This is a genomic window from Bifidobacterium pongonis (assembly GCF_019331805.1).
GTDB classification, from domain to species: domain Bacteria; phylum Actinomycetota; class Actinomycetes; order Actinomycetales; family Bifidobacteriaceae; genus Bifidobacterium; species Bifidobacterium pongonis.
Window position 1 is genome coordinate 66944 of sequence record NZ_JAHBBE010000002.1, and the last position, 25087, is coordinate 92030.

Consider the following 25087-nt stretch of genomic DNA (forward strand, 5'->3'; position numbering starts at 1 on the left):
TTTCCATCCAATCCATCCGAAGAAGCAAAGCAAGAATGCAGTACGATAACTCCACAACACTCGATCCCGCAATCGCCGCACGCCTGAAGCGCGATGACAAAGGCCTGGTCGCCGCGGTCGTGCAGCAGTACGACACCCGTGACGTGCTGATGGTCGGCTATATGAACGACGAGGCATTGCGCCGCACGCTCACCACCGGCCGCGTGACCTTCTGGTCCCGTTCCCGCCAGGAATACTGGCGTAAGGGCGACACTTCCGGGCATGCGCAGTACGTCAAGGGCGTGTCCCTCGACTGCGACGGCGACGCGCTGCTGGTGGAAGTCGATCAGGTGGGTGCGGCATGCCATACCGGTAAGCGCAGCTGCTTCGACGAAGGCGGCCCGCTGCCCGTGGTCGAAGGCTTCAAGCCGGAGGAGGCGAAGTGATGGCGGAGTGCAGCGTCGAAAATCTGCGTTGGGGTGAAACCTGGCCGTCCCGCGAGCAGTTCCATGAACTCGCCGACGAAGGCTACCGCATCATCCCCATCGTCCGCCGGCTGCTCGCCGATTCTCTAACGCCCGTCGGTTTCTATGAGCGTCTCGCCGCCGGCAGAAGCGGCACGTTCATCCTCGAATCGGCTGAATTCGGCGGCACGTGGAGCCGCTACAGCTTCATCGGCGTGAACTCCATCGCCCAGCTGCGTTCCAACGGCGGTCAGGCCGACTGGCTCGGCAAGGTGCCGGTGGGCGTGCCCACCGAGGGCGATGTGCTGGAAGTCGCGCACGCCACGTTGAAAACGTTGAAAACGCCGAAGGTCAAAGGCCTGCCGAATCTCACCTCCGGTTTGGTTGGTACGGTCGGCTGGGATGTGATCCGGCATTGGGAGCCGACCCTGCGCGGTGAGGCTCCGAACGAGACCGAACAGCCTGAGCTGGTGCTTGCCCTCGCCACCGATATCGCCGTGGTCGACCACGTTTCCGGATCGGTATGGCTGATCGCCAATGCGGTGAACGTCGACAACAAGCCCACGCGCGCCGATTGGGCGTACGACAACGCCATCGAACGTCTCGACGCCATGCAGTGCCAGGCCGCCACGCCCACGCCGGGGGAGGCGCGCATCAACGTGCTCGACCCGAGCGTGCCCCAGCCGGAGTTGCGGTTCCGCACCGAGAAGTCGCATTACGAGAAGGCCGTGGAGGAGACGAAGAAGCATATCGTCGACGGCGATGTGTTCCAGGCGGTCATCTCCCAGCGTCTCGACATCGATTCTCCGGCCGACCCCTTCGACGTGTACCGCGTGCTGCGCACGTTGAACCCGAGCCCGTACATGTACTTCTTCGCGTTGACGGACACCAAGGGCCGCGTCTTCAACGTGGTCGGATCCAGCCCGGAAACCCTGATCAAGGTCGACGACGGCCACGCCATGACCTTCCCGATCGCGGGTTCGCGCCCGCGCGGCGCCACGCCGGAGGAGGACGAACAACTCGCCAAGGAACTGCTCGCCGACCCCAAGGAACGCAGCGAGCACATCATGCTCGTCGACCTGAGCCGCAACGATCTGAGCCGTGTATGCAAGCCGGAAAGCGTCGAAGTGGTCAGGCTGATGGACATCAAGCGATTCAGCCACATCATGCATATCTGCTCCACGGTGACGGGCACGCTGAACGATGGCATGACCGCTTTCGACGTGTTCACCTCCGCGTTCCCCGCAGGCACGCTCTCCGGTGCGCCGAAACCGCGTGCCATCGAAATCATCGACGAGCTCGAACCGGCGGATCGTGGCATCTACGGCGGCACGGTCGGCTACTTCGACTTCTCGGGGAACATGGATATGGCCATCGCCATCCGCACCGCCTTCCTGCGTGACCATGAGGCCAGCGTGCAGGCCGGCGCGGGCATCGTGCTCGACTCCGTGCCGGGCAACGAATGGCAGGAAACCCGCAACAAGGCCGCGGCAAGCGTCGAGGCCGTCCAGATTGCGGCCCAGTTGAAAGCCCTATAGGCAAGGGGACGTTACCCTTGCAAAGACGCCTTTTGTAACAAGAGAAAGGGACCACATGTCGGTACTGGACGAGTTGGTGGCAGGAGCGGTTGAGGATGCCGAGGCGCGTGAAGCGCAGGTCAGCCTCGAACAGATCAAGAGGAATGCGGCACAAGCCGCAGCGCCCCTCGACGCCACTCGATGGTTGAGGAAAGCCGACGGGATTCCGGTGATCGCCGAGATCAAGCGTGCGTCCCCCTCCAAAGGGCATCTGAGCGATATTCCCGATCCGGCGGCCCTTGCCCGCGAATACGAGGCGGGCGGGGCGAGCGCCATCTCCTGCCTCACCGAAGGCAGGCGCTTCCTCGGGTCGCTCGACGACTTCGACAAGGTCAAGGCCGCGGTGAACATCCCCGTGCTGCGTAAGGATTTCATCGTCACCGACTACCAGGTCTGGGAGGCGCGCGCCCACGGTGCGGACATCATTCTGCTTATCGTCGCCGCACTCGACGACGATAAGTTCAAGCATCTGCTCGATCTGGCCCACGAACTGGGCATGACCGTTCTGGTCGAGACGCATACGCGCGAGGAGATTCAGCGGGCCATCGATGCGGGCGCGAAGGTGATCGGCATCAACGCACGCAATCTCAAGAACCTTCGCGTCGATGTGAACAAATACAGCGAGCTCGCCTCCAATCTGCCCGACGACGTCATCAAGATCGCCGAATCGGGCGTGTTCGGAGCGGTCGAGGTCGAGGATTACGGACGTGCCGGCGCCGACGCGGTGCTGGTAGGCGAGGGCGTCGCCACGGCGGACGACCATATTCTTGCAGTGCAACGACTAGTGAAAGCAGGTGCACAGGTGAAAACCAGCGAATCCACTCCTTTGAGCGAACATCAGGGACCGTACTGGGGCCAGTTCGGTGGCCGTTACGTGCCAGAAGCCCTGATCACCGCGTTGGACGAACTCGAACGCGTGTATGACGAGGCCAAGGCGGACCCGGAGTTCCATAAGGAATTCATGACGCTGCAGAAGCGCTACGTGGGCCGTGAAAGCCCGCTGACCGAAGCGCCGCGTTTCGCCGAACTGCTCAAGGAGAAGACCGGTATCGAGCCGCGCGTGTTCCTCAAGCGCGAGGATCTCAACCATACCGGCGCGCACAAGATCAACAACGCGCTCGGTCAGGCGCTGCTCGTCAAGCGCATGGGCAAGACCCGCGTCATCGCCGAGACCGGAGCCGGCCAGCACGGCGTGGCCACCGCCACCGTGTGCGCGATGCTCGGCCTGAAGTGCCGCATCTACATGGGCCAGATCGACGCCAGGCGTCAGGCCCTGAACGTGGCCCGTATGCGTATGCTCGGCGCCGAAGTGGTGGAAGTCACCCTGGGTGACAAGATTCTCAAGGACGCCATCAACGAGGCGCTGCGCGACTGGGTCACCAACGTCAAGGACACCCATTATCTGCTGGGCACCGTTGCTGGGCCACACCCGTTCCCCGCCATGGTCCGCGACTTCCAGAAGATCATCGGTGAGGAAGCCAAGCAGCAGCTGCAGGATTGGTATGGCATCGACCATCCGGATGCGGTCTGCGCCTGCGTGGGTGGCGGCTCCAACGCCATCGGCATCATGAACGCCTTCCTCGATGACGAACGTGTGAACCTGTACGGTTACGAGGCCGGCGGCAACGGGCCGGAATCCGGCAAGCACGCCATTCGCTTCGCGCCGGGCACCGGTCAGCTGGGCATGTTCCAGGGCGCCAAGAGCTACCTGCTGGAAACGGACGAAGGCCAGACCCTCGACACGTATTCGATCTCCGCGGGTCTCGACTACGCTTCGGTCGGCCCCGAGCACGCATGGCTCAAGGAGATCGGAAGAGTCAACTACTCCTGGGCGACCGATGAGGAAGCCATGAACGCCTTCCGCGATCTGAGCCGCAGCGAGGGCATCATCCCCGCCATCGAAAGCTCCCACGCCGTCGCCGGCGCGTACAAGGCTTGCGAGGATCTGAAGGCCAAGGGCTACACGCATCCCGTCATCATCATCAACATCTCCGGTCGAGGTGACAAGGACATGGCCACCGCTGGCAAGTGGTTCGGCTATCTGACCGACGATCAGGCCAAGGCCCTCGACGTGACCGGTGCGCATGGCGACACCGTCGCCTGATGACGACTTGTGAGGAATGAAGGATTTTATTATGACTAACGAAGCAACCACCCCGTCCGGCCAGCCGCTGGGCATCAGCCACAAGCCGAGCCGGACCAAGGCCATGTTCTCCGAGTTCAAGGCGCAGAACAAGCCGGCGTTCATCGGCTACCTGCCGTACGGTTTCCCGAATCCCGACGATTCCCTGACCGCGTTGAGGACGATGGTCGAGCATGGCGTCGACGCGGTCGAAATCGGTTTGCCGTATTCCGATCCGGTCATGGACGGTCCCGTCATCCAGGCCGCAAGCCAGATCGCGCTGAATAACGGCGAGAAGATCGCCAACGTGTTCAAGGCGGTGGAAACCGTGGCGAACGCAGGCGGCGTGCCGCTCATCATGAGCTATTGGAATCTCATCTACCATTACGGCGTCGAGCGCTTCGCCACCGATTTCGAGAACGCCGGCGGTGCCGGCCTGATCACCCCCGACCTGATTCCGGATGAGGCGGGGGAGTGGATCGAGGCATCCGACCGTCACGGTCTTGACCGCATATTCCTGGTCTCGCCCGATTCCGCCGATTCCCGTCTCGAAATCGTCGCCAAGAACACGCGCGGCTTCGTATATGCCGCGGCACGCATGGGCGTCACCGGCGAACGTTCCACCATCGACGCATCCCCGCAGACTCTGGTCGAACGCACCCGCAAGGCCGGTGCCGAGAACGTCTGCGTGGGCATCGGCGTCTCCACCGCGGAACAGGGCGCGAAGGTCGGCGCGTATGCCGATGGCGTGATCGTCGGCTCCGCGCTGGTGCACACCCTGCTCAACGATGACGGAAGAACCGCCCGCGACACGGCCGAAGGATTGTCCCTGCTTGCGGCCAAGACCGAGGAACTCGCAGAAGGCATCCACGGGGCGCGCGCATGACGACGCTCGCCTACATTCCCTCGCCGGGCTTCTCCAAGTTCCAGATCGGCCCTTTCACCATCCGCATGTACGCCGTGTGCATCCTCATCGGCGTCTGCTTCGCGGTCTGGATTCTTACCCGGCGTTGGAAGCGTGCCGGCGGAACCTTCGATCAGGTACTTGACCTCACGCTGGTGACCGTTCCGTGCGGTCTCGTCGGCGCACGCCTATACCACTGCTTGAGCACGCCGGCCATGTACTTCCCTCCTACGGGCGATCCCGTGGACATCCTGAAAGTGTGGGAAGGCGGCATGGCCATCTTCGGCGGCATCGGCGTGGGGGCGCTGGCGGCTTTCCTGTGGTGCAGGCACAAGCATTACCCGTTCGCGCTGCTGCTGGACTGCCTGGCTCCGGGGCTTCTGGTCGCGCAGGCCATCGGCAGGTTGGGCAATTGGTTCAATCAGGAGCTGTACGGCAAGCCGACCACGCTGCCTTGGGGACTGAAGCTCAACGAGAACAGCGACGCCATCGGCCACAGCGAGGTCTGCTACCAAGGCACGGCCTGCCCGAGCGACACCCTGTTCCACCCCACGTTCCTGTACGAGATGATCTGGAACCTCATCGGAGCGGCGCTCATCGTCTGGTTGGGCAGCCGGTTCGCGAGCAAGCTCAAGGCCGGTCAGCTCGCCGCGGTGTACATGATCTGGTACGGCTGCGGCCGCAGCTGGATCGAGGAGATCCGCATCAACTATTCGACCCTCATCCTCGGCATCCGCACGAATACATGGACCGCCATCCTGACGGCCCTGTGCGGCATCGTACTGTTCGCCGTACTGAAGCGGTACGGGAAAACGTATGATGAACTTACGGCAAAGCTTCGTTCCGTCACGGACGACGAGCTTGAACGTATGAGCCAGAAATCCACAAAATGACCCTAGCCAACAGTAAGGTAGGAGATTATGAGCATTGAAATCGCACCTAGCATCCTGTCCGCCGACTTCTGCAATCTCGAACGTGACCTGAAGGCCATCTCCAACGCCGATCTGGTTCATGTCGACGTGATGGACCATCATTTCGTCCCGAACCTGACCCTCGGCGAGCCGATCGTCAAGCGTATCTGCGAGGTCACCGACCTGCCTGTGGACGTGCATCTGATGATCGAGGATCCGGATCGTTGGGCTCCCGAATACGCCAAGCTCGGCGCCGCCTCCGTGAGCTTCCACATGGGCGCCACCCATGCCCCGGTGCGTCTGGCCCGCCAGCTGCGCGAGATGGGTTGCAAGGCCTGCTTCGCGGTTCGCCCCGCGGAACCCGTCGAGCCGATCTTCGACATCCTCGACGAATTCGACATGATTCTTATCATGACCGTCGAGCCCGGTTTCGGAGGCCAGAAGTTCCTGGGCAACCAGATGGGCAAGGTGCGTCGCCTGCGTGACGAGATCACCCGTCGTGGTCTGAAGACCAAGATCCAGGTCGATGGCGGCGTGAGCCCGAAGACCGCGCACATCGTGGCCGAGGCCGGCGCCGACGTGCTGGTCGCAGGCTCCGCGGTCTACGGTGCGCAGAACCCGGCCGAAGCCATCGATTCCATTCGCGATAAGGCCGCAGCGGCCTACAAGGACTGAAAGAAACCATGAAGACTTTTGAATCGCTGTTCGCAGAACTGTCCGAAAAGGCAAAGACCCGTCCGGAAGGCTCGTTGACCGTCGACGAGCTGGACAAGGGCACCCACTTCATCGGCAAGAAGATCGTCGAAGAAGCTTCGGAGACCTGGATCGCCGCCGAATACGAGGGCGCCGATCGCACCGCCGAAGAGATGAGCCAGCTGCTCTACCACGTGCAGGTCATGATGATCAAGCACGGTCTGACGCTTGAAGACGTGTACAAGCATCTGTGATGCAAGGCCGGGTGAGCCCGGCAAAACCGATATTCAAGCCGAATAACAACAAGAGGAAGAAATAATGCTGCGAATCGCCGTTCCCAATAAGGGCATGCTGTCCGAACCCGCTTGGAACATGCTTGCCGAAGCCGGCTACAGACTGCGTTCCAATCCGCGTCAGCTCGTCGTGGAGGATCCGGACAATGATGTGGAGCTGTTCTACCTGCGTCCGCTCGACATCGCCGTATACGTCGGCAGGGGAACCATCGACGTCGGTATCACCGGCGAGGATCTGCTGAAGAATTCGGGCACCGAGGCCGTGGAGCACATGTCCCTCGGTTTCGGCGCTTCGACGTTCCGCTTCGCCGCGCCGAACGACTCCGATATCAAGGAGCTGAAGGACATCGACGGCAAGCGCGTCGGCACCTCCTTCGACAAGCTTGTCCACGATTATCTGGTCGAGCAGGGCATCAACGCCGAAACCATCCATCTGGATGGTGCGGTCGAATCGTCCGTGCAGCTTGGCGTGGCCGATCTGATCGCCGACGTGGTGTCCACCGGCACCACGCTGCGCAATGCTGGTCTGCGTATTTTCGCCGATCCCATCATGCACTCCGAGGCCTGCCTGATTCGCAGCCCGCGTCTGGACGAGCATGACGAACGCCTCACCATTCTGAGCCGTCGTCTTCAGGGCGTGCTCACCGCGCAGCGCTACGTGCTGATGGATTACGATATTCCGGTATCCAAGGTCGGCGAAGCCGTCGCGGTCACGCCCGGCTTCGAAAGCCCCACCATTTCGCCGCTGCACGACAAGCAGTGGAGCGCGGTGCGCGTCATGGTGCCGAAGGCCAAGGTGAACCATCTGATGGACAAACTGTACGAAGTCGGTGCGCGTGGCATCATCGTCACCGCACTGCAGGCCTCCCGCATCTAAATTTGAACAGTATGAGCAAACATATTCATAAGTCGACCTATAGTCCGGAAGCCCGTGACGTCATCTTCACCATTCCGAACGCATTAAGCCTGTTGCGAATCATCACCATCCCCGTAGTGGCATGGCTGATTTCGCGGCATAGCATGATTCCGGCGTTGATTGTGTTCGCTCTTTCCGCCATCACCGACTTTCTCGACGGTACGTTGGCAAGGAAACTCAATCAGGTAAGCAAGCTCGGCCAGATTCTCGACCCCTGCGCCGACCGCCTGCTTATCCTCTGCACGATTCTCGCGCTCGGCGTGGCGGGTATCATTCCGTGGTGGATGGTCATCGTCGTCGCCGCGCGTGATTTCGTGATGGGCATCGAGATCCTATGGCTCGCACAGTATGGCTACGGTCCGTTACCCGTGCATTTCGTCGGCAAGGCGGCCACCGCGCTGCTCATGATCTCCGTCGTGGCCTTGGTCGTGGCCGATATCGGCGTGGGCATGCCGGCGCATATCCTGCATCTGTTCGCCCTTGCGGTCGGCATTTGGGGCACCGTGCTCTACTGCCTCGCCGGGTTCATCTACCTGTGCCAAGGCAGTGTCGTCATCCGTAAGGAGCTTCGCTCCTGGAGGGAATCCAGGCGATGAGCGGCATCGATCCGATGCCGGCTTCCTACCCTTCGGAGGAATCGCGTGACGTCAAACATCGCCGCGCGGTATTCTCCCATTCCTTCGCAGGACTCATTTCGCAACATGCCGCACCGGAGGATATCTACACCCAGGAACGGGAACGTCGCCACCGCGTACGCAACGACGATTCCCTGCGTCTCATCGACGATCTGATCAACCGTCCCGTCGACCCGATGTTCCAGGACTCCATGCTCGGCAAGCATGACGCTTCGCCGTTCGCCATCTGGTCCGCGCGAACCATCTGCTTCGTGGTGTGCATCGCGGTCGGTTTCCTCGGTTGCATTTTCGTACAGCAGCTTCATTCCGATCCCCGCAAGGCGGTTCGTACCAGCTTGGCGAAGGAGCTCAGGGAATCGCAGAACAATCTCAACAGTCTTTCCGACGATGTTTCCAAACTGCGCAAGCAGGTCGACGAGCAGGCGAAGAAGGTCAGTGAAACCGGGGCCGGCAGCACGCTGCTCAAGGATGAGATGGCCAGCGGCCAGCTGGCGGTCAAGGGGGAGGGGATCACCCTCACCGTAGCCGACCCGATCGCCGCGGCGAACGAGAACAATGGCGCGACGCCGAGGGAAAGCGTCGGCAGCCGTCTGCGCGTGGTCACCGATTCCGATCTGCAGCAATTGGTGTCGGTGCTGTGGCGTTCGGGGGCGGAAGCCATCAGCATCAATGATGAACGGTTGGGCGCGCAGACATCCATCCGTACCGCGGGCGGCACGATCCTGATCGGCCTGACCGCAATCGAAAGCCCATACCGCATCAAGGCGATTGGCAACAGGCATGAATTGGCGCAGAGCGTAAGCCAGGAGAATCTCGGCGCATTGTATACCGTGTACGGAAAAGCCGGAATAAGCTTGCAGGTACAACAGTCCAAGGAGATTACACTGAAAGCGGCAGTGGTTTCGGACGTCAACTACGCGAGGAAGGCTGAATAGATGGCAGCTGTATTGGGTTTGATCATCGGCGTGGTCGTCGGGGTGTTCGTTCGTCCGGATATTCCCGTGGGTCTGCAACCGTATCTGCCGATCATGGTCGTCGCCGCGTTGGACGCGCTGTTGGGCGCCGCGCGCGCGTATTTCGAACGTAGGTTCTCCGACCGTGTGTTCATCATCTCGTTCTTCGCCAATGTGATCACGGCCACGCTGCTCGTGATCCTGGGCAACCAGCTGGGTGTGGGCTCGCAGCTGCAGACGGCCGTCATCGTCGTACTCGGCATCCGCATCTTCTCCAACGTGTCCGCCATCCGCCGCTTCATCTTCCGAGGCTGAGCATGGCAAGGCGAGGCAGGCGAGACGACAGGCGTGGTACGCGCAATACGGTCAGTGATCTGAAGGCACGTAATGAGGCCGAACGCCGCAACGACGACACGGCGACGGGTTCCTTCCCGCAGATCAGCAAACGTGGCAAGGGGAAGAAGGGGCTTAACGGCACGTCGGGATTCCGTGTGCGCGCCTCATCCACCATTCTCATCACACTGATGTGCGCGTTGCTCGGCTTCGGCTATATGACGCAGATCAACAGCGGCCCGTCCGCCTATGAGACGATGAGCGAGGATGAACTGGTGCGTCTGATCAACGAGACCAGCACACAGGCGCAGAACCTTGAGCAGCGCAAGAACCAGCTTTCCCAGCAGCTGTCGAGCCTGAAGGCCGCGGCCGACCAGCGGGAGCAGGCGCAGCGCATCGCCAATCAGAACAAGGAGACGAGCGGCATCATCTCCGGGCGTCTTCCCGCCCAGGGTAAGGGTGTGATCGTCACCATCGGCAAGGGAACCGATAAGGACATCGATGCCTCGACGATGTTCACGCTGATCGAGGAGCTGCGAAACGCCGGAGCCGAAGTCATTTCCATCAACGATGTCCGTGTCGTCACCTCGACCTCCATCTGGGCGGATGACGACGGTGGCTTGGAATGCGACGGCATTCCGCTGACCACGCCGTATACGGTACGCGCCATCGGCAATCCGGCCGACCTGCAGAACGCCGTGAACATCGCCGGTGGCATCGGATCTCGACTGAAGGTGATGTACGGCGCAAGGGTCACCGTGAAACAGTCGGATAATGTGGAAATTAACGCAACCCGAGAGCCTTCAACAAATAAATACGCAAAGACGGTAGAATAGCGATTATGACTGAACCTATCCCAAGCGCAGGCGAAACCACCATCATCGGCATGCCTGCCATCACCATTCCTGTAACCGCAACCGCAACCAGCGATCGACCGCTGACCGCGGAGGATCTCGACACCATCGCTCGTCTGTCCGACGACACCGCGTTGCTGATTTCCACTAGGGGAGCGGTATCCGGATCGCGTTATCTGCTTGACGAGGATGAAGTGACCGTCGGCCGCGACCCGCATTCCGATATCCTGCTGGATGATTCCACCGTTTCCCGCGCCCATGCCGTGTTCCGCCGCGTGAACGGCGCGTTCGTCGTCGTCGACGCCGGATCGCTGAACGGCACCTACGTGAACCGCCAGCGCATCGAGCACGCGCAGTTGAAGAACGGCGACGAAATCATGATCGGCAAGTTCCGACTCGTCTTCTTCACCAAATCCGCCGTCGTGGCATAACCTGACCTCCGGCCGACGGGACTAGACTTGGTATTCAACCACACTTGGCTGAAGGACAAGTCCGGCATCATCGGCATAGGAGGCGACGATCATGGATCAATCCGGCAGACTGCACCTGCATGTCCGTCTCGAAGATCGGGATGATCTGAACGAGCATGCCATTCAGGGCGAATTGTTCAGCCTTACCGACGAAGAGGACATCACACGAGGCTACCGGGGGACCGTCGCGTCCAAAGTCGCCGGCATCACATACCGGCAACTTGATTATTGGGCGCGCAAGCAGATCGTTGATCCATCGATTACGCCATCGCACGGGTCGGGGTCCCGCAGACTGTACTCATTCAAGGACGTGGTGATTCTCGCCACGTCCAAGAAGCTGCTTGATGCAGGCGTGAATCTGCAGAACGTGACCACGGCGATTGGTTTTCTGGTGGCTCATACCTCGTCGCAGCTGGAACACATCACCATCATGTGCGATGGGGAACAGGTATATGAGTGCACCACCAATGAGCAGATGATGGAACTGCTTAACAGCGGGCGTGCCGTATTCGCCGTTTCCGTCGGTTCGCTATGGCATCAGATCCGGGAGGCCTTGGATCATGAGAGCTACGTGGATTTGAAGGATCATCAGGTGAAGAATGCGGCGGTGCAGCCCGTCGATGATTTGACCGCAGCGCGTATGCGCAAGAACCTAGAGGCGCGGCAGCAGCGCCAGTCAGCGTGATATGGATATTCTGCCAATCGTATTGTGGGGGATAGGCGTGCTCACCTCCTTCGGCGAGTGCGTCTATGCTCTGGTTTCCAGTAAATACCGGTCCCGTTCCACCGAGCCGGACGTTTTGCCGCCGTCGCTGACGGCGATCGCCGGGCATCTGGTGGCGGTGATCTGCTTCGTCATGGCGTTGGTGATCGCGTCGTACTGCATCGATTTGTATGATGCGCGGATGCATGATTTCTATGGAAGCGCCATCCCGGTCGGCGGCGTCATCGCCATCGTGCTGCTCGCGCTGCAGATTGTGCTGCTGTACATGCAGTCGCGCAGGGCCATGCTGACCGAGATGAACAGACGATTGAACCGGTATATGAAGTAGGCGTTCGCGGTAGACGATCGGCCGTTCACCGGAACGTATTCCTTGCGGCAAAATGATGATGGGGTGGTGCGAGATTCATGTCTCGCACCACCCCATCATCGTATGTTCGGGCACATGCCTTCCGATGTGGGAAGTCCCCAGGCGTCCAGGAGAATATACAGGGCGGAAATCGTGGGGGAGCGGTCCCCCGTTCGGCTTCGGCTTCGCCGTTTCGTTCGCTCAGTGCTGCCCGTGCAGCTCCGGGTCCTCGGGATGATACTTGCCGACCTTATGCTCGGTGGTCATCACTTCGCCATCCGGACGGTAATTGATCTTGACATACGACATCACATGGGTTGCGCCGGCTTTCGCGCCGACCAGCTGGCAATTCCGAACGATATCCATGCAGGTGTCGAAGTCACCTTCGATGGCGGTTTCGAACGGTCCGACGAAATAGTCGACGCCGGTCGATTTGATGTACGCGATCACCTCGTCGACGATGGCGCAGGTTTCCTCGTCGGTGCGTGCGTTCATGGGCAGGAATTGGATGGCGACGGAGCAGTTCATGCAATCGGTCCTTTCGGTTTTTCCGGTTCTTTTCGGTTTTACGGTCCGAGAACGATGTATGTGATTCCATCCACAGCATACTCCAAGGAGAGGCCGTTTCGACCGGTGGAAGAGCGGTATGAATATGCCTATCTGACATAACGTACATTATCGGCTATTTTGGTACACGGGAAGAAACGGCTATGCTACTGTCTGTATTGAAGGGAAAATCAAGGAGGATTCTGCATATGTTCGTACTCCCAAATCTGTTGTTCTTCTGGAGTCTGATCGTCGCGATCGGCTCGTTCGTATTGGCCGTCGTATCCGCCGTGGACGACGCCCGACGGGCCGACCGGCTTACCGTGCGCATCGTCGCCACGTGCGTCGCCGTCGCGCTCTTCTCCGCATGGCTCGCCTCATACGCCTATGCCACGTGTTCGGCCGATCGGATCTCTCTGACGGACCTCATCGTCCTGTCGTTCCTCACCGTGGTGTTCACCCTTGGTGACTGGGGCAGCATGCGTCGTATTCAACGTCGCGCCTTGGCTCTGGTCTGCCTGTGCGCCTTCGCCTTGTCTCTGGTGTTCCTGGCGATTGTCGTGGCGGCGTACTGCGCAGCCTGATTTTCTGACATAACGTTCGCCATAATTCGTCATAAATGTGAGGTGGCCGCACGGATCATTCCCGTGCGGCCACCTCACGTATGTCTATTCGAACGTCGTGCGCTGTGCGCTTGTATCAGTCGGCGAAATATTCCACGACCGCGTCATGCAGTTCGTCGACATGGTCGATGATCCGGTACGCGCCATGCTCGGTCAGCTCACCGGGCTCCGCATATCCCCAACCGCAACCCAGACAATCCAGACCACAGGCCTTCGCGCCGTCGGCATCCGTCCAACGATCGCCGACCATCAGCGCACGGTCAACGGAACGGTCGAATCCGATGCTCTCGAAACAGTATTCGATGACCTGTTCCTTCAACAGGCGCGAATTGTCCTTGGACGCACCATAGATGCCATCGACCATGCCGGTGACACCGAACCTGTCGCAAATCGGCTTGGCCTGGTATTCCGGCTTGCAGGTTGCGACGGCCAGATAGTATCCGTCGGCACGCAAGGCGGCAAGCTGCTGCGGAATGCCTTCGAACACGGTGTTGACATACCGGCCGGCCACCTTTTCGCCGGGATTGTTCGGATCGTCGAAGATCTCACGATCACCGTAGAACTCGCGGTACAGGTCGACGCCATGATCCAGCTGATCGTCCGGAACATGATTGCGCTTCAGCGACTCGATGATCGGCGGTCCGACGAAACGCTGCAATTCAGCGGCATCGGGCACCTGCATGCCCAGCTCTTTGAACGTTTCCTTGACGCTCGCGAGAATGCCTTTCGCGGAATCGGTGAGCGTTCCGTCGAGGTCAAGCAGAACGACTTTTCTCGGTGTATCGGTCATGGGCTTCTCCCCTGTCGTTATCTTCTGGTTTCTCTGGTTTCTCGGATTGCTCTGGTGCATTGCATGGAACGGCCCGACCCATGAACCTGATGCGGATGATTCATGAATCGGGCCGAAACGCATGTCACTCGTAGTCGGGAATCCAACCGTCGCGGTGCATCTGCAGGCGCTTCTCCAGCAGTTCCGCCAGTTCCTTTTCGTCACGGCGTTCGAGCAGCATGTCCCAATGGGTTCGGGTCGGCTTGGAGATCTCGTTGGCCTTGTCTTCCTCGCCTTCGAGACGTGCCGTGGAACCGCAGTGGCATTCCCATTCGCTGGGGATCTCGGCGCCTTCGGCGAACGGCAGGATGGTACGGTGCCCGTTAGGGCAAATATAGGCTACTTCTTCACGGGCGGCGAAATCGACGTTCTGATCGGATTCCAGCGACTTGGCGCCGATGCTCATGCCCCTGAGGCTACGTTCTGCCATATTGGTGATTCCTCCTTAAGTACTGCTTCCACAGTACGAAACAGTTCGGACGATTGGAATATTCCCGTTCCGTGTGTATTACTCGATACCGCTGTACGCCACGACGCCGCGGTTGACGAGCTCGGCCGCCTCCCGTGCGCGATCGGCGAGCGAAGCGCCGTTCTCGCCCAGATAGGGTTCGGCGACCGCGATCTGATGGAGCACGTCGGACAGTCGTTTCGCGTTGCGCACGAAGTCGCCGCCCGTCAGTTCCGTGCCGTGGAGCACATCGGACAGGCTCCGGCCATCGGCCCATTCGTACATGATGTCGAGGATGCCGAAATCGATGTCCGGCAACGGGTTCATGCCGTGTGCCTCGCAGCAGGAACTGACTTCGGCGTGCACATGCTTCAATTCACGCGCGGCGACGGCGATCGGCCCATGGATCGACCCCGGGTAATACCGTGGCTCTCCCCCGCTGCCGCGCCTCGCCTCATAGACCAGGGACGACAGCACCGCGGCGAGCCCTGCCGGGGGCAACAAGTCGAACGTGCCGCCGCGTATCGCCTGGGCGAGTACGACATCCTGTTCGCTGTACAGACGGCGCAGCAGCTGGCCGGGTTCGGTCAACACCAGATCCCGTTCCCCCTGCACATCCAGATAGCCGAGTTCGGTGAGCACATCGCAGATACGGTCGAACTGACGAGCCACGGAACCGGTACGCGAATCGTAACGATGGTGCACGCGTTCGAGTTCGCGCATCTCACGCGCCCAACGATGCCCCCAGCGCAGGTGGCGCTGCAGATCCGGGCACTGCTTGCATGGATGTTCACGTTCCGCGCCACGCAGCTCGCCGATTTTGCGGTCAAGTTCACGGAACGCCTCGGAACGTTCCGCATCGGTGCGGAACAGCTGATGCTTGAGACGGTTGCGCTCACCCTTCTCCGCATCGCTGAGCGCCATGCGAATGGTCATGAACTCCTTGAAATCACCATGCTCGCAGGCGAACGCCTGCTCGTAGCCTTCCAAGGCACGCTCAAGCGTTGTCATCTGCGATTCCAGCTGCCATGCGGAGGCGTTCGCCTCCCATTGCGCGAAGGAATGGTCGAGCGTGGTGCGAGCCGTCTCATAGTCGCTGGAATTCAACAGATTCACGGCCATGTTGAAGGTCGGGTGGAAGCTGGAATGCAACGGGTAGACGCGCTTGCTGGACAATGCCGCGGCGGTCGCCGGCACGAATCCCCTATGATCCACCACCACGGCGTGGCCGATGGTGTCGATGCCACGCCGACCCGCACGGCCGGTCAGCTGGGTGAATTCGCCCGGGGTCAGCGGCACATGCCCGGTGCCGTCGTATTTCTCAAGCTTTTCGACCACCACGCATCGTGCCGGCATGTTGATGCCCAACGCCAGCGTCTCGGTGGCGAACACCATCTTGATCAGCCCTTCTTCGAACAGTCGCTCGACGATCTGGCGGAACAGTGCCACCATGCCCGCATGGTGGGAGGCGAACCCCTCCTCCAAGGCATAGCGGAAACGTGAGAACCCCAAGGTCTTCAGATCATCCTGGCTGAGCTGCCCTTCGACCATCTCATCCACGATGGCGCGGATGCGTCTCGCCTCCTCGTCCGTGGTGAGTTCCAGACCGGCGTTGAGGCACTGTTCGACGGCCTGATCGCAGCCGTTGCGGGAGAAGATGAAATAGATGCCGGGAAGCATGTCGAGATAGTTGAGCTCGTCGACCACCGCCCAGCGCCGGGGCGTATGACGTTCCGGCTTGCGCGACGGCGCACCGCCTCTCCCCCTGCCGGCGGGTCCTCCGTGGCGCTTGGTCTTGCCGCTACGCTCCTCGCCGCGCCTGCGCGACGCCTGATGATCGAGTTGGCTCAGACGTCTGGCGAGTTCCGTGTTCACTTCGGATGTCTGCCTGCCGTTGCGATCGCGCCGGTACAGATCGATGATCTCCGGTTCCGTCCTATCGTTCTGCTGGAGCATCACATGCTGTTCGAGCGGCACGGGTCGCTTTTCGGACACGATGAGCGTCGTGTCACCGCGCACCGAGGAAATCCAATCGCTGAAATCCTCCACGTTCGACACGGTGGCGGACAGTGCCACGATGCGCACGTTCTGTGGCAGGTGGATGATGACTTCCTCCCACACCGGACCGCGGAACCGGTCGGCGAGGTAATGCACTTCGTCGAGGATCACGTAGCGCAGCGCGCTCAGTGTGGTCGAGTGCTCGTACAGCATGTTGCGCAGCACTTCGGTGGTCATCACCACGATATCGGCTTCGGAATTGATGGAGATGTCGCCGGTGAGCAGGCCGACCTTGTCCTCGCCGTACACGTCGACCAGGTCATGGTATTTCTGATTGCTCAACGCCTTGATCGGCGTGGTATAGAAGGCTTTGACGTTGTGCTGCTGCGCGAGGAACACGGCGAAATCGGCCACAACGGTTTTGCCGGCACCGGTCGGCGCGGCGACGAGCACGTTGTTCCCCTGCTCCAACGCCTGATTGGCTTCGGATTGGAAGGAATCGAGTTCGAAGGGCAGGGTTCGTTCGAACTGCGCCGCAATGCTGGCGTCGCGGCGCTGACGTTGTCTGAAAGCGGCATAACGCTCGGACGGCGAAATAGTCGCGCCGTCCGAGCGTTGCTGATGATGTCGACTCATATGGATGCTTACTACCTGATGTGTTTAGTCGTCCGTTTCGCTGATGAAATCGGGGGTCTTGATCGGTTCCCGATCCCAACGTTCCCATACTTCCATGTGGCGTGTGCGCTTGGCGATCTCACGCTCCGCTTTCCGGGTGCGTGTCGTCTCGTAACGGTCGAGCGTAACCTTGAGCGGCTGCGTGAAGAACGGCGCTTCAGGCTCGGTTTCCTCCACTGGCTCGCCCATGCGGGCGACGCGATCGCCGATCTGCGACGCGGTACCGGACATCACATGCATGGCCTGAATGCCATGACGAATCGCGTACACGCATCCGATGACGATCATCGCCAGCATGAACAGCGCAAGAATCAGCCAAATCCACCAGGGCATGACGCTCCCCTATCTCAATCCTCGATGCGCTGCACGACGCTGAGTTCGCGCTGCGCTCGAGCGACGATCATCGAACGGAGGGTTTCCGGGCCGACCGCGACCAGATGACGCGCATGGGCGATGCAGAACGCCACGAACCACGAATCGGACGAAACGATGAGGTTGACCTTCTCCCCCTTGCCGCACGGTTCCACCGTGGCGTCGGGAAGATTCTTGATGAACGGCATATCCTTCGCGTCGGTGATGAAGCTCGTGGCGGTGCCATTGTCGAAGCTCCACTTGCGCAGCTCGCTCAACGGCATGTCGGGAATGTCGAGCTTGCAGGTCGGCTCCACGATCTTCGCCTGTTCGATGCGCGCGATATGCAGTACCTGCCAGGTGCGCGGCTTGCCGCTCGCCTTGTTGATGGCGGCGTTCTTCAACACGATGTCCTGCTTGTCCTCCGGCGCGGCCTTGGCCACATCCGTCCACAGGGCGACGTTGTAGATGCCTTCGTCCACGTAGATCTTCACCGGCGCAACCAGGCGGCGGCGGGTGCTGCCCGCCCCGTCGGTGTACTGCATGTCCAGCAGCGAACCGGAATCGATGGCACGCTTGACGATGTTGAAATTATGCGGCTCCAGCTCGTAACCGGTGAGGCTGAGCCACGGGGTCTGTCCCGGGCGGACATGCTGCTGCAAGCGCTGGTAGAGGTTCTCCGCCTGGGCACGCTGCTCGTTCGGCAGCAGCGGCGAATGCGCCAGATAGCTCACCGAAGCGGTGAGCATGCTCAGGTACTGCGGGGAAATGCCGGCGAGACGTTCCAAGCCGAGCGAATTCGTGGCGGAGACGATGCCCTCCGCGTCCAGCAGGGACCAATCGATGTCGAAGAACTGACTGCCCGCCATTTCACCGTCATCGGAGACGGTGGTCAGCGTATTGATGTCCTTGCGGATGACGTTGACGGACTTCTTCTGCTCTTCGGGGGTCTTCGGCTTGCCGATGAATCTATCGGCAAGTTCCTCAAGCGTGAACTCCTCGCCCAGATGCGCGGACAGGAACAGCATGAGGCGAAGCCTGCGATCCACTTCACTGCCGGTCTGGAAGGACTGCTTGCGCGCATGGCCGTTGGTCGGTTCGGAATCGTCGATGACGTTATCGGCGTCATCGCCCTGATGCGCGTTGGCGTTCTTCTCGTATTCCTCAATGGATTGGAGGTTCTCGGCGGCCCTCAGCCTGCGGTGGAACGCGTCGACGGCTTCCTGCGGGCTGACGATGGCTGCGCCGGGGTGTTCAAGCACGTAGGTGGCCAGATCATCGGAATCGGTGTAGGCGACGTTGATATGCTCGCCGTCCACGTCGATCGTGGCGGCGAAACGGCGCGAATCGATGACCTTGACCAGAGCGTCCGGGATGGTCTGCGTGCCCAGACCCGGCGCGATGGAATCCAGGCCGAGGCCCGGAATCGGCGTTTGAGGCACACGCGGCGCGGTACGGGAGATGCGACTGGTGTCGGGCTGTTCCGATTCGCTGGACATGGACATGGAACGCGCCAGATAGTTGGCCGCGGCCAGAACGGACATGTCTTCAGGCTTGAAGCACAGACGGACTCGGGGTTCATCGCCGAGCTGAAGACGATACGAGGCGAAATCCTGTCCTTCGGATTTCGAGGAGTATTCCGGCTGACGGGATTCGATGGCGATGCCCATGGCCGCGAGCTTGGCTCGGTCACGCTGGAACTGCTTGGCGAATGCGGCCTTCGCCGCCTGATCGGCCAATTCACCGTATGAATCGGCATACGCCTTCACTCGTTGGGCAATCTGTCGTGAAGTGAGCCACTGCGGGAACGCAGATGACAATACCGCCAGCACATCAAGCTCATGCTTGCCCCACTTGTCGGAGAAACGTCGCCTTCCGCTTGTGCCTTCTGCCATTAGTCCTCACGTATCGCTAGAGTTTTCAACAGCGTGCGCTGTTGCGCACTTCTTTTATATTACGGCTTTTTTTACTGAATGGTTGTCTTTTCATAAAAAATTGAAAGACTTTTTGCCGCCTCATATCCAATTGTCGGGTTCCACCCCCTGAGGGCCTACGTATTCGCCGTTCGGCACGTAACGGGGTGCCCCCTCATCGCGCAATTTCGCGTCCGCGAACATGGCCACATCGCGGCCGAACGTCCAATCCCCCTCGATGGTGACGGAATTGGCCGCTGCCAGCGAAGGAACCGAATACGGGAACCGCTCGTCGAAGTCGTGGATGTTCTTGTAGTACCGCGGGTCGAGGCTGACGCTCGGGAAGATGTAGTTGCCGTCCTCCATCTCATAGGAGTCCGTCAGATGGAATCGATCGGACCTCATGATGAACAGGTCGTCGGTGGTCTTGACCGGCAGGAAGCGCATACGGTCGACCTGCACGCAAATCGCGCCGTCGAACAGGCTGATTGCCGCCCCCATGGCGGTTTCCAGCTGAATCACCGGAGTGCTGGTGGGGTCGGTCGGGTCCACGGTCTTCTTGTTGCGGATCACGGGAAGCGGCAGCACGCCGTCATATTCGGCGAGCTTCTTCTTCAGACTGTCGATGCGCACCCAGATCGAGTTCGTGTTGAAATACGGGTGTTTGTCGATGTTCTGCGCGTCGGCCTTATCGTCGCTATGCACCTGGCTCATCTCGCGTAGCAGCAAGCGGCCCGTCTTCCTGTCACGGACGATATGGCCGCCCTTGCGGTCCGCATAGGTGCGTGTGGCCACTTCGACCATGAACGGAGCACCGGTGTTCTCGAAATGCTGCGCCAGCGTACGGGACGGGCGGGCACCGAGATTGTCGGAGTTGGAGATGAACAGATACTTGAAGCCCTTGGCCTGAAGCACATCCAGCAGACCGGATTCCCAGATGGTGGAGAACAGGTCGCCGTGACCGGGCGGGCACCATTCCAGATCCGGATTGGCCGGGAACGCCACAGGCCCTCCGGTGGCCAGATCGATCTTCGGCTCGACATGCTGGACGATTTCCAGAGGAACGTCTTCCTGATGGAAATGCTTGTCGGCCTGCACCACTTTCATCGTGTCCTTCGAGGTGCGGAACGAGTTCATCAGCGTGAGCGGCAACTCCACGCCGAGACGCTGGCGTGCGGTGCACACCTGTCCGAGGATGATGTCGATGAATCGCATCTGACGCGCCTTGTGTCGGCGGACGGGTAGCAGCGACTTGGCGCAATCCAATCCCATGGAGGTTCCCAAACCGCCGTTGAGCTTCAGGAACGCGGTTTTGGCGAATGCGTGGACGGCCTCATCATGGTCGATGGTCTCGTAGACATCATGGAAGCTGGGCACGCCCGTCAGCGGTTCCACATCGGATTCACGGATCCAGGTGGAACCTTCGTCCGCCTTCCACACGTCGTACAGCCTGTGGAACTGGTTGATCGCGGTATCGCTCATGCCATGCTCGCGCATCTTCGCATCGAACTGGTCGAACTGGTCTGGCATGGAAGCCTTCCCTCCTTGGTATGGAATGAATCGGGCCTAAACCCGGAACTATTCGGAATCGTTCTCCTCCGGCAGCCGGAACACCCCTCCACCACTGTGGCGCATGCCCTCCCGGTACGTTCCGGCTCTCTTACCGTACCTTACTCCACACGGTTATGGTCGCGCAAATGTGCATGTGAAGGCTTCGGCGTGGCTTCCCCGGCAGTCCACGCAAGTCGGTGCGACATGCCGTCGGATGGCGGTGAACGCACAGGATGCCGTGCCATATCGCACTAGTACAATCGGCGGTATGCAGACACAGGATTTCGAACATATCAGACAACAGACCGCGCAGGCGGTGCGCGAGGTGCTTGATGCCGCGCATCTGTCCGTCGGCGACATCTTCGTCATCGGCTGTTCGTCGAGCGAAGTGCTCGGCGAACAGATCGGCACCCACACGTCCATGGACGTGGCGCCCTACCTGTTCGAAGGCGCCCAGTCCGTTCTGAAGCCGTCCGGCGTGTTCCTCGCCGCGCAATGCTGCGAGCATCTCAACCGCGCGCTGGTCATCGAACGGGCCTGCCTGGAACGTTACGGCTTCGATCAGGTCAACGCCATCCCCCAGCCCAATCATGCGGGCGGAGCATTCGGCACCGTCGCCTACCGCTCCTTCACCGATCCGGTGCTGGTGGAGGACATCCGGTCCAAGGCGAAGGCCGGCATCGACATCGGCGGCACGCTGATCGGCATGCATCTGCATCCGGTGGCCGTCCCGCTGCGCATTTCACTCGACGCGATCGGCAAGGCACGCATCATCTGCGCACGGTACCGCCCCAGGTACATCGGCGGCATACGCGCCATCTACGATGAAAACCTCATGTGAAACGGAATGATACAAGAAAAGCCGTAGTTGGTATTCCAACTACGGCTTCTAATTGTCGGGCCGGCGGGATTTGAACCCGCGACCCCTTGACCCCCAGTCAAGTGCGCTACCAAACTGCGCTACGGCCCGATGGTGCAATCAGCACCGAGAAAGAAATTTAGCACAGACTTCCGCTTTATGCCAAAAGACGGCGTGGCGCGTGTCGCAGCACGCCGTCCACGCCGCCTGATGAAGCCTACTTACGCTTCTTCTTCTCGCGGATGTTCACCGAAATCTGAATGGGCGAACCTTCGAAACCGAACTCCTCACGCAGCGAACGTTCGATGAAACGACGGTAGCCGTGCTCCAGGAAGCCGGTGGCGAAGATCACGAAACGCGGCGGTCTGGTGGAGGCCTGCGTCGCGAAGAGGATGCGCGGCTGCTTGCCGCCACGCAGCGGGTGTGGGTGGGCGGCCTGCAGCTGGCCGAGGAACGCGTTGAGCTTGCCCGTGGGAATACGGGTATCCCACGACTGCAACGCCTCCTCCATGGCACGCGTCAGGCGATTCGTATGCCATCCGGTCTTGGCGGAGATGTTCACGCGCTGCGCCCAGGTGACGCGATCGAATTCGGTGGCCCACAGACGTTCGAGACGCTGCTTGTCGAACTCATCCATGGCATCCCACTTGTTGAACACCAGCACGATGGCACGACCCGCGTCGACCGCGGAGCTCATGACCTTCAGATCCTGATCGGAGATCGGGACGGAGGCGTCGAACAGCACGAGTGCGAGTTCGCATCGTTCGATGGCGGCCTGCGTACGCAGCGAGGAATAGTATTCCGCGCCACGCAGCTTATGCTGTCTGCGCTTGATGCCCGCGGTGTCGATGAACAGCCAATCCTTGCCATCCATGTTCACGATCTCGTCGACGGGATCCCTGGTGGTGCCCGCCAGATCGTTGACCACGGTGCGCTCCTCCTTGGCCAGCTGGTTGAGCAGCGAGGACTTGCCCACGTTCGGACGGCCCACCAGCGCGACGCGGCGCAGATGCGACGGGGTGAGATAGCCGGAGGTCTTCTCCGCCTTACGCAGCGATTCGATGGCCGCGTCAAGCAGGTCGCCCACTCCTCTGCCGTGCATGGCGGAGATGGCGTACGGCTCGCCCAAACCGAGCTTCCAGAACTCGGCGGCGAGATACTCGCTTTCGCGGTCGTCGATCTTGTTGACGGCCAGCGTGACCGGCTTGCCGGACGCACGCAGCATCTTGACGATGCGCTCCTCGGTGTTGGTCAGGCCCACCTGACCGTCCACCACGAGCACGACGGCGTCGGCGAGGTTCACGGCCACTTCGGCCTGGGACGCGATGGCCGAGTCGATGCCTTCGACGTCGACCTCCCAACCACCGGTGTCCACCAGCTTGAAATCGGTGCCGGCCCATTCGGCGTCATAGCTGACGCGGTCTCGGGTCACGCCGGGAGTGTCCTCCACGACGGCGACGCGATGGCCGAGGATACGGTTCACCAGCGAGGACTTGCCCACGTTCGGGCGTCCCACGATGGCGAGCACGCCCACGGACTTGCCCTTGCCGTCATCGGCGGTGTCGTCGAGGTCGGTGTTGGCGATCAACGCCTCGTCACCCTCATCGAGCTCGTAATCCTCAAGGTTGGCGGCGTAACGTTCGTACTCCTGCTCCTCGATGGCGTTTTCGACCATGTCGATGAGCACGTCGAGCGTGTGCTCGAAATCCATATCGGAGTTGTCGACCGTGGTGACGCCGTCGGCGGCGGTCATGAAACTCGTCACCTTGGAATCCATGCGGTCGCGTGCGGCCACATCCTCCGCGCCAACGCCCGCGGCGCTCTGGCCGGAACGCCTGGCCTGACGGATCTCCTTGCGTGCGGTCAGCAGGACGCGCACTTCGGCGTCCGGGGCAACGACCGTGGTGATGTCACGGCCTTCGGCCACGACACCCAGACCGCCGGAGAAGGAATCGGCGGACGCCTCGCGCGCGATGTATGCACGCTGGGCGGCGATGAGCACGTTACGCACCGGAATGATGTTCGACACCTTGGACACATGGCTGGAAACCTCGGAGGAGCGAATCGCCTCGGAGATGTCCTCGCCATCCGCGCTCACGGTGGGATTGTCAGGATCGACGCCGATATCGAAATGATCGCCGGTGAAGAACTCCCCCACCGCTTCGGTGACCACACGCTCGTCGACCTGCTCGGCGTCCAGATCGATGCCCTGCTTCAGGCACCACCATGCGCATGCACGGTACATGGCGCCCGTGTCGAGATACGCGAATCCGAAATACTTGGCCAGCGCCTTGGACGTGGAGGACTTGCCCACGCCGGCGGGGCCGTCGATGGCGACACGAATCACAGTCCGACCTCCTTGGATAGCGAACGGACCTCGGCCTGGCTCAGCACACGGTAGGAACCGGACTTGAGATCGCCGAGCTTGATCGGGCCGATCTGCGTGCGGACCAGACGCTTCACCGGGAAGCCGATGGAACCGAAGATGCGGCGCACGATGCGGTTCTTGCCGGAATGCAGCACGACCTTGACGATCGTGGTGTCGCGGGTGGCGTCGATGATCGCGCAACGGTCGAGCTTGATCCAGCCGTCATCCAGCTGCACGCCCGTGGTGACCAGTCGGCGGCACACCGTTCCGGAGATCCTGCCTTCCAGCGTGGCGATATAGGTCTTCTCCACCTCGTACTTGGGGTGCATGACGTGCTGGCTCAGCTCGCCGTCGTTCGTCATGAGAATCAGGCCTTCGGAATCGTAATCCAAGCGGCCCATGTGGAAAATGCGCTCGTACTTGTCGCCGACGATGTCGCGCAGCGTGTAGCGGCCCTTCGGATCGTCCATGGCGGACAGCACCTTGCGCGGCTTGTTCAGCGCGAGGGTGATGTGGTTGTTGTTGATGCGGATGCGGGAACCGTCGACGCGGATCTCCTGATGCGTCGGATCGACGCGCGTACCGAGCTCGGTGACCAGCTCGCCATCCACTTCCACGCGTCCATCGGTGATCATCTGTTCGCATTTGCGACGGGAACCGAATCCCGCCTGGGCGAGCAGCTTCTGCAGGCGAATGCCTTCTTGATTGTTGTCGTGTGCCTTTCTGGCACGGGAATATGCGTTTGGCATCGT

The 25087-nt window shown here is 60.8% G+C and carries 25 protein-coding genes, 1 tRNA gene and 2 pseudogenes; 17 read left to right on the forward strand and 11 right to left on the reverse strand.

What is annotated here, in order from left to right:
* The first annotated feature begins 35 nt into the window (after nucleotides 1–35).
* From hisI to KIH75_RS01395, 15 genes are all read left to right on the forward strand, one after another.
* The gene (hisI, locus tag KIH75_RS01325) at nucleotides 36–425 is read left to right on the forward strand and encodes a phosphoribosyl-AMP cyclohydrolase (protein ID WP_033523907.1); all 390 of its coding nucleotides are present in this window, start codon (nucleotides 36–38) and stop codon (nucleotides 423–425) included.
* Nucleotides 425–1981, forward strand: coding sequence for an anthranilate synthase component I (locus tag KIH75_RS01330; RefSeq protein WP_219055020.1), 1557 nt, complete (start codon nucleotides 425–427; stop codon nucleotides 1979–1981). Before hisI ends, KIH75_RS01330 begins: the two co-directional genes overlap by 1 nt.
* 55 nt (nucleotides 1982–2036) lie before the next feature.
* A complete protein-coding gene (locus tag KIH75_RS01335) occupies nucleotides 2037–4124 on the forward strand; it encodes a bifunctional indole-3-glycerol phosphate synthase/tryptophan synthase subunit beta (protein WP_219055021.1) in 2088 nt (695 codons plus the stop codon).
* Nucleotides 4125–4155: 31 nt separating this feature from the next.
* Complete coding sequence (trpA, locus tag KIH75_RS01340; RefSeq protein ID WP_219055022.1) at nucleotides 4156–5028, forward strand: tryptophan synthase subunit alpha; 873 nt, start codon at nucleotides 4156–4158, stop codon at nucleotides 5026–5028.
* On the forward strand, nucleotides 5025–5939 hold the full coding sequence (gene lgt / locus KIH75_RS01345) for a prolipoprotein diacylglyceryl transferase (protein WP_219055023.1): 915 nt from the start codon (nucleotides 5025–5027) through the stop codon (nucleotides 5937–5939). The genes trpA and lgt overlap by 4 nt, the downstream gene beginning before the upstream one ends.
* 27 nt (nucleotides 5940–5966) lie before the next feature.
* Nucleotides 5967–6632: a ribulose-phosphate 3-epimerase gene (rpe, locus tag KIH75_RS01350; RefSeq protein WP_219055024.1), complete on the forward strand. Its 666-nt coding sequence runs from the start codon at nucleotides 5967–5969 to the stop codon at nucleotides 6630–6632.
* 8 nt (nucleotides 6633–6640) lie between these two features.
* Complete coding sequence (locus KIH75_RS01355) at nucleotides 6641–6904, forward strand: phosphoribosyl-ATP diphosphatase (protein ID WP_003826436.1); 264 nt, start codon at nucleotides 6641–6643, stop codon at nucleotides 6902–6904.
* A gap of 64 nt (nucleotides 6905–6968) precedes the next feature.
* Complete coding sequence (gene hisG, locus KIH75_RS01360; protein ID WP_219055025.1) at nucleotides 6969–7820, forward strand: ATP phosphoribosyltransferase; 852 nt, start codon at nucleotides 6969–6971, stop codon at nucleotides 7818–7820.
* A gap of 11 nt (nucleotides 7821–7831) precedes the next feature.
* A complete protein-coding gene (locus KIH75_RS01365) occupies nucleotides 7832–8455 on the forward strand; it encodes a CDP-alcohol phosphatidyltransferase family protein (RefSeq protein WP_219055026.1) in 624 nt (207 codons plus the stop codon).
* A complete protein-coding gene (locus KIH75_RS01370) occupies nucleotides 8452–9429 on the forward strand; it encodes a DUF881 domain-containing protein (protein ID WP_219055027.1) in 978 nt (325 codons plus the stop codon). The genes KIH75_RS01365 and KIH75_RS01370 overlap by 4 nt, the downstream gene beginning before the upstream one ends.
* A complete protein-coding gene (locus KIH75_RS01375) occupies nucleotides 9430–9762 on the forward strand; it encodes a small basic family protein (protein WP_219055028.1) in 333 nt (110 codons plus the stop codon). It abuts the gene before it with no gap.
* Nucleotides 9763–9764: 2 nt separating this feature from the next.
* Nucleotides 9765–10616, forward strand: a complete 852-nt coding sequence (locus tag KIH75_RS01380) for a DUF881 domain-containing protein (protein WP_219055029.1) — start codon at nucleotides 9765–9767, stop codon at nucleotides 10614–10616.
* A 5-nt stretch (nucleotides 10617–10621) separates the two neighbouring features.
* The gene (locus KIH75_RS01385; RefSeq protein ID WP_219055030.1) at nucleotides 10622–11065 is read left to right on the forward strand and encodes an FHA domain-containing protein; all 444 of its coding nucleotides are present in this window, start codon (nucleotides 10622–10624) and stop codon (nucleotides 11063–11065) included.
* A 91-nt stretch (nucleotides 11066–11156) separates the two neighbouring features.
* On the forward strand, nucleotides 11157–11789 hold the full coding sequence (locus tag KIH75_RS01390) for a MerR family transcriptional regulator (protein ID WP_219055031.1): 633 nt from the start codon (nucleotides 11157–11159) through the stop codon (nucleotides 11787–11789).
* A gap of 1 nt (nucleotide 11790) precedes the next feature.
* On the forward strand, nucleotides 11791–12156 hold the full coding sequence (locus KIH75_RS01395) for a hypothetical protein (RefSeq protein ID WP_219055032.1): 366 nt from the start codon (nucleotides 11791–11793) through the stop codon (nucleotides 12154–12156).
* 219 nt (nucleotides 12157–12375) lie between these two features.
* Here the strand turns inward: KIH75_RS01395 and KIH75_RS01400 are convergent, their stop codons facing one another.
* Entirely contained in the window at nucleotides 12376–12702 is a 327-nt protein-coding gene (locus KIH75_RS01400) for a thiamine-binding protein (protein ID WP_219055033.1), read from the reverse strand.
* 227 nt (nucleotides 12703–12929) lie between these two features.
* Between KIH75_RS01400 and KIH75_RS01405 the strand changes: the two genes are divergently transcribed.
* On the forward strand, nucleotides 12930–13304 hold the full coding sequence (locus KIH75_RS01405) for a hypothetical protein (RefSeq protein ID WP_219055034.1): 375 nt from the start codon (nucleotides 12930–12932) through the stop codon (nucleotides 13302–13304).
* Between the two features lie 115 nt (nucleotides 13305–13419).
* Here the strand turns inward: KIH75_RS01405 and KIH75_RS01410 are convergent, their stop codons facing one another.
* From KIH75_RS01410 to KIH75_RS01435, 7 genes and pseudogenes are all read right to left on the reverse strand, one after another.
* On the reverse strand, nucleotides 13420–14133 hold the full coding sequence (locus KIH75_RS01410) for an HAD hydrolase-like protein (RefSeq protein WP_219055035.1): 714 nt from the start codon (nucleotides 14131–14133) through the stop codon (nucleotides 13420–13422).
* Nucleotides 14134–14257: 124 nt separating this feature from the next.
* Nucleotides 14258–14602, reverse strand: a complete 345-nt coding sequence (locus KIH75_RS01415; protein ID WP_033523942.1) for an RNA polymerase-binding protein RbpA — start codon at nucleotides 14600–14602, stop codon at nucleotides 14258–14260.
* Nucleotides 14603–14680: 78 nt separating this feature from the next.
* Nucleotides 14681–17254 carry a DEAD/DEAH box helicase gene (locus KIH75_RS01420; RefSeq protein ID WP_219055036.1) on the reverse strand — a complete coding sequence of 858 codons (2574 nt, stop codon included), beginning with the start codon at nucleotides 17252–17254 and terminating at the stop codon, nucleotides 14681–14683.
* Nucleotides 17255–17278: 24 nt separating this feature from the next.
* Entirely contained in the window at nucleotides 17279–17626 is a 348-nt protein-coding gene (locus tag KIH75_RS01425) for a hypothetical protein (RefSeq protein ID WP_219055037.1), read from the reverse strand.
* Nucleotides 17627–17640: 14 nt separating this feature from the next.
* Nucleotides 17641–18714, reverse strand: a pseudogene (locus tag KIH75_RS10335) (helix-turn-helix transcriptional regulator); the annotation flags it as partial.
* Between the two features lie 113 nt (nucleotides 18715–18827).
* A pseudogene (locus tag KIH75_RS10340) lies at nucleotides 18828–19539 on the reverse strand (helix-turn-helix transcriptional regulator); the annotation flags it as partial.
* Nucleotides 19540–19659: 120 nt separating this feature from the next.
* Nucleotides 19660–21087 (reverse strand): UTP--glucose-1-phosphate uridylyltransferase, encoded by a 1428-nt coding sequence (locus KIH75_RS01435; protein WP_219055039.1) that lies wholly within the window; start codon nucleotides 21085–21087, stop codon nucleotides 19660–19662.
* Between the two features lie 289 nt (nucleotides 21088–21376).
* On the opposite strand from KIH75_RS01435, the gene KIH75_RS01440 reads away from it, so the two are divergent.
* A complete protein-coding gene (locus tag KIH75_RS01440; protein ID WP_219055040.1) occupies nucleotides 21377–21949 on the forward strand; it encodes a TIGR01440 family protein in 573 nt (190 codons plus the stop codon).
* Nucleotides 21950–22004: 55 nt separating this feature from the next.
* Here KIH75_RS01440 and KIH75_RS01445 read toward each other — a convergent pair.
* The 3 genes from KIH75_RS01445 to KIH75_RS01455 all read right to left on the reverse strand — a co-directional run bounded on the left by KIH75_RS01445 (nucleotide 22005) and on the right by KIH75_RS01455 (nucleotide 25084).
* Nucleotides 22005–22078, reverse strand: a tRNA-Pro gene (locus KIH75_RS01445).
* Between the two features lie 106 nt (nucleotides 22079–22184).
* Nucleotides 22185–24314 (reverse strand): bifunctional cytidylate kinase/GTPase Der, encoded by a 2130-nt coding sequence (gene der, locus KIH75_RS01450; protein WP_219055041.1) that lies wholly within the window; start codon nucleotides 24312–24314, stop codon nucleotides 22185–22187.
* Nucleotides 24311–25084, reverse strand: coding sequence for a pseudouridine synthase (locus KIH75_RS01455; RefSeq protein ID WP_219055042.1), 774 nt, complete (start codon nucleotides 25082–25084; stop codon nucleotides 24311–24313). The genes der and KIH75_RS01455 overlap by 4 nt, the downstream gene beginning before the upstream one ends.
* Nucleotides 25085–25087 lie beyond the last annotated feature (3 nt).

What these genes read in the sequence shown, in the direction of transcription:
- KIH75_RS01365 (WP_219055026.1), top strand. Translation starts at nt 7,832, where the DNA reads ATGAGCAAACATATTCATAAGTCGACCTATAGTCCGGAAGCCCGTGAC.
- KIH75_RS01330 (WP_219055020.1), top strand. Translation starts at nt 425, where the DNA reads ATGGCGGAGTGCAGCGTCGAAAATCTGCGTTGGGGTGAAACCTGGCCG.
- KIH75_RS01400 (WP_219055033.1), bottom strand. Translation starts at nt 12,702, where the DNA reads ATGAACTGCTCCGTCGCCATCCAATTCCTGCCCATGAACGCACGCACC.
- KIH75_RS01405 (WP_219055034.1), top strand. Translation starts at nt 12,930, where the DNA reads ATGTTCGTACTCCCAAATCTGTTGTTCTTCTGGAGTCTGATCGTCGCG.
- hisI (WP_033523907.1), top strand. Translation starts at nt 36, where the DNA reads ATGCAGTACGATAACTCCACAACACTCGATCCCGCAATCGCCGCACGC.
- KIH75_RS01440 (WP_219055040.1), top strand. Translation starts at nt 21,377, where the DNA reads ATGCAGACACAGGATTTCGAACATATCAGACAACAGACCGCGCAGGCG.
- KIH75_RS01380 (WP_219055029.1), top strand. Translation starts at nt 9,765, where the DNA reads ATGGCAAGGCGAGGCAGGCGAGACGACAGGCGTGGTACGCGCAATACG.
- KIH75_RS01385 (WP_219055030.1), top strand. Translation starts at nt 10,622, where the DNA reads ATGACTGAACCTATCCCAAGCGCAGGCGAAACCACCATCATCGGCATG.
- KIH75_RS01355 (WP_003826436.1), top strand. Translation starts at nt 6,641, where the DNA reads ATGAAGACTTTTGAATCGCTGTTCGCAGAACTGTCCGAAAAGGCAAAG.
- trpA (WP_219055022.1), top strand. Translation starts at nt 4,156, where the DNA reads ATGACTAACGAAGCAACCACCCCGTCCGGCCAGCCGCTGGGCATCAGC.
- KIH75_RS01375 (WP_219055028.1), top strand. Translation starts at nt 9,430, where the DNA reads ATGGCAGCTGTATTGGGTTTGATCATCGGCGTGGTCGTCGGGGTGTTC.
- hisG (WP_219055025.1), top strand. Translation starts at nt 6,969, where the DNA reads ATGCTGCGAATCGCCGTTCCCAATAAGGGCATGCTGTCCGAACCCGCT.
- rpe (WP_219055024.1), top strand. Translation starts at nt 5,967, where the DNA reads ATGAGCATTGAAATCGCACCTAGCATCCTGTCCGCCGACTTCTGCAAT.
- KIH75_RS01370 (WP_219055027.1), top strand. Translation starts at nt 8,452, where the DNA reads ATGAGCGGCATCGATCCGATGCCGGCTTCCTACCCTTCGGAGGAATCG.
- KIH75_RS01420 (WP_219055036.1), bottom strand. Translation starts at nt 17,254, where the DNA reads ATGAGTCGACATCATCAGCAACGCTCGGACGGCGCGACTATTTCGCCG.
- KIH75_RS01335 (WP_219055021.1), top strand. Translation starts at nt 2,037, where the DNA reads ATGTCGGTACTGGACGAGTTGGTGGCAGGAGCGGTTGAGGATGCCGAG.
- KIH75_RS01410 (WP_219055035.1), bottom strand. Translation starts at nt 14,133, where the DNA reads ATGACCGATACACCGAGAAAAGTCGTTCTGCTTGACCTCGACGGAACG.
- KIH75_RS01425 (WP_219055037.1), bottom strand. Translation starts at nt 17,626, where the DNA reads ATGCCCTGGTGGATTTGGCTGATTCTTGCGCTGTTCATGCTGGCGATG.
- KIH75_RS01395 (WP_219055032.1), top strand. Translation starts at nt 11,791, where the DNA reads ATGGATATTCTGCCAATCGTATTGTGGGGGATAGGCGTGCTCACCTCC.
- KIH75_RS01415 (WP_033523942.1), bottom strand. Translation starts at nt 14,602, where the DNA reads ATGGCAGAACGTAGCCTCAGGGGCATGAGCATCGGCGCCAAGTCGCTG.
- lgt (WP_219055023.1), top strand. Translation starts at nt 5,025, where the DNA reads ATGACGACGCTCGCCTACATTCCCTCGCCGGGCTTCTCCAAGTTCCAG.
- KIH75_RS01455 (WP_219055042.1), bottom strand. Translation starts at nt 25,084, where the DNA reads ATGCCAAACGCATATTCCCGTGCCAGAAAGGCACACGACAACAATCAA.
- KIH75_RS01435 (WP_219055039.1), bottom strand. Translation starts at nt 21,087, where the DNA reads ATGCCAGACCAGTTCGACCAGTTCGATGCGAAGATGCGCGAGCATGGC.
- KIH75_RS01390 (WP_219055031.1), top strand. Translation starts at nt 11,157, where the DNA reads ATGGATCAATCCGGCAGACTGCACCTGCATGTCCGTCTCGAAGATCGG.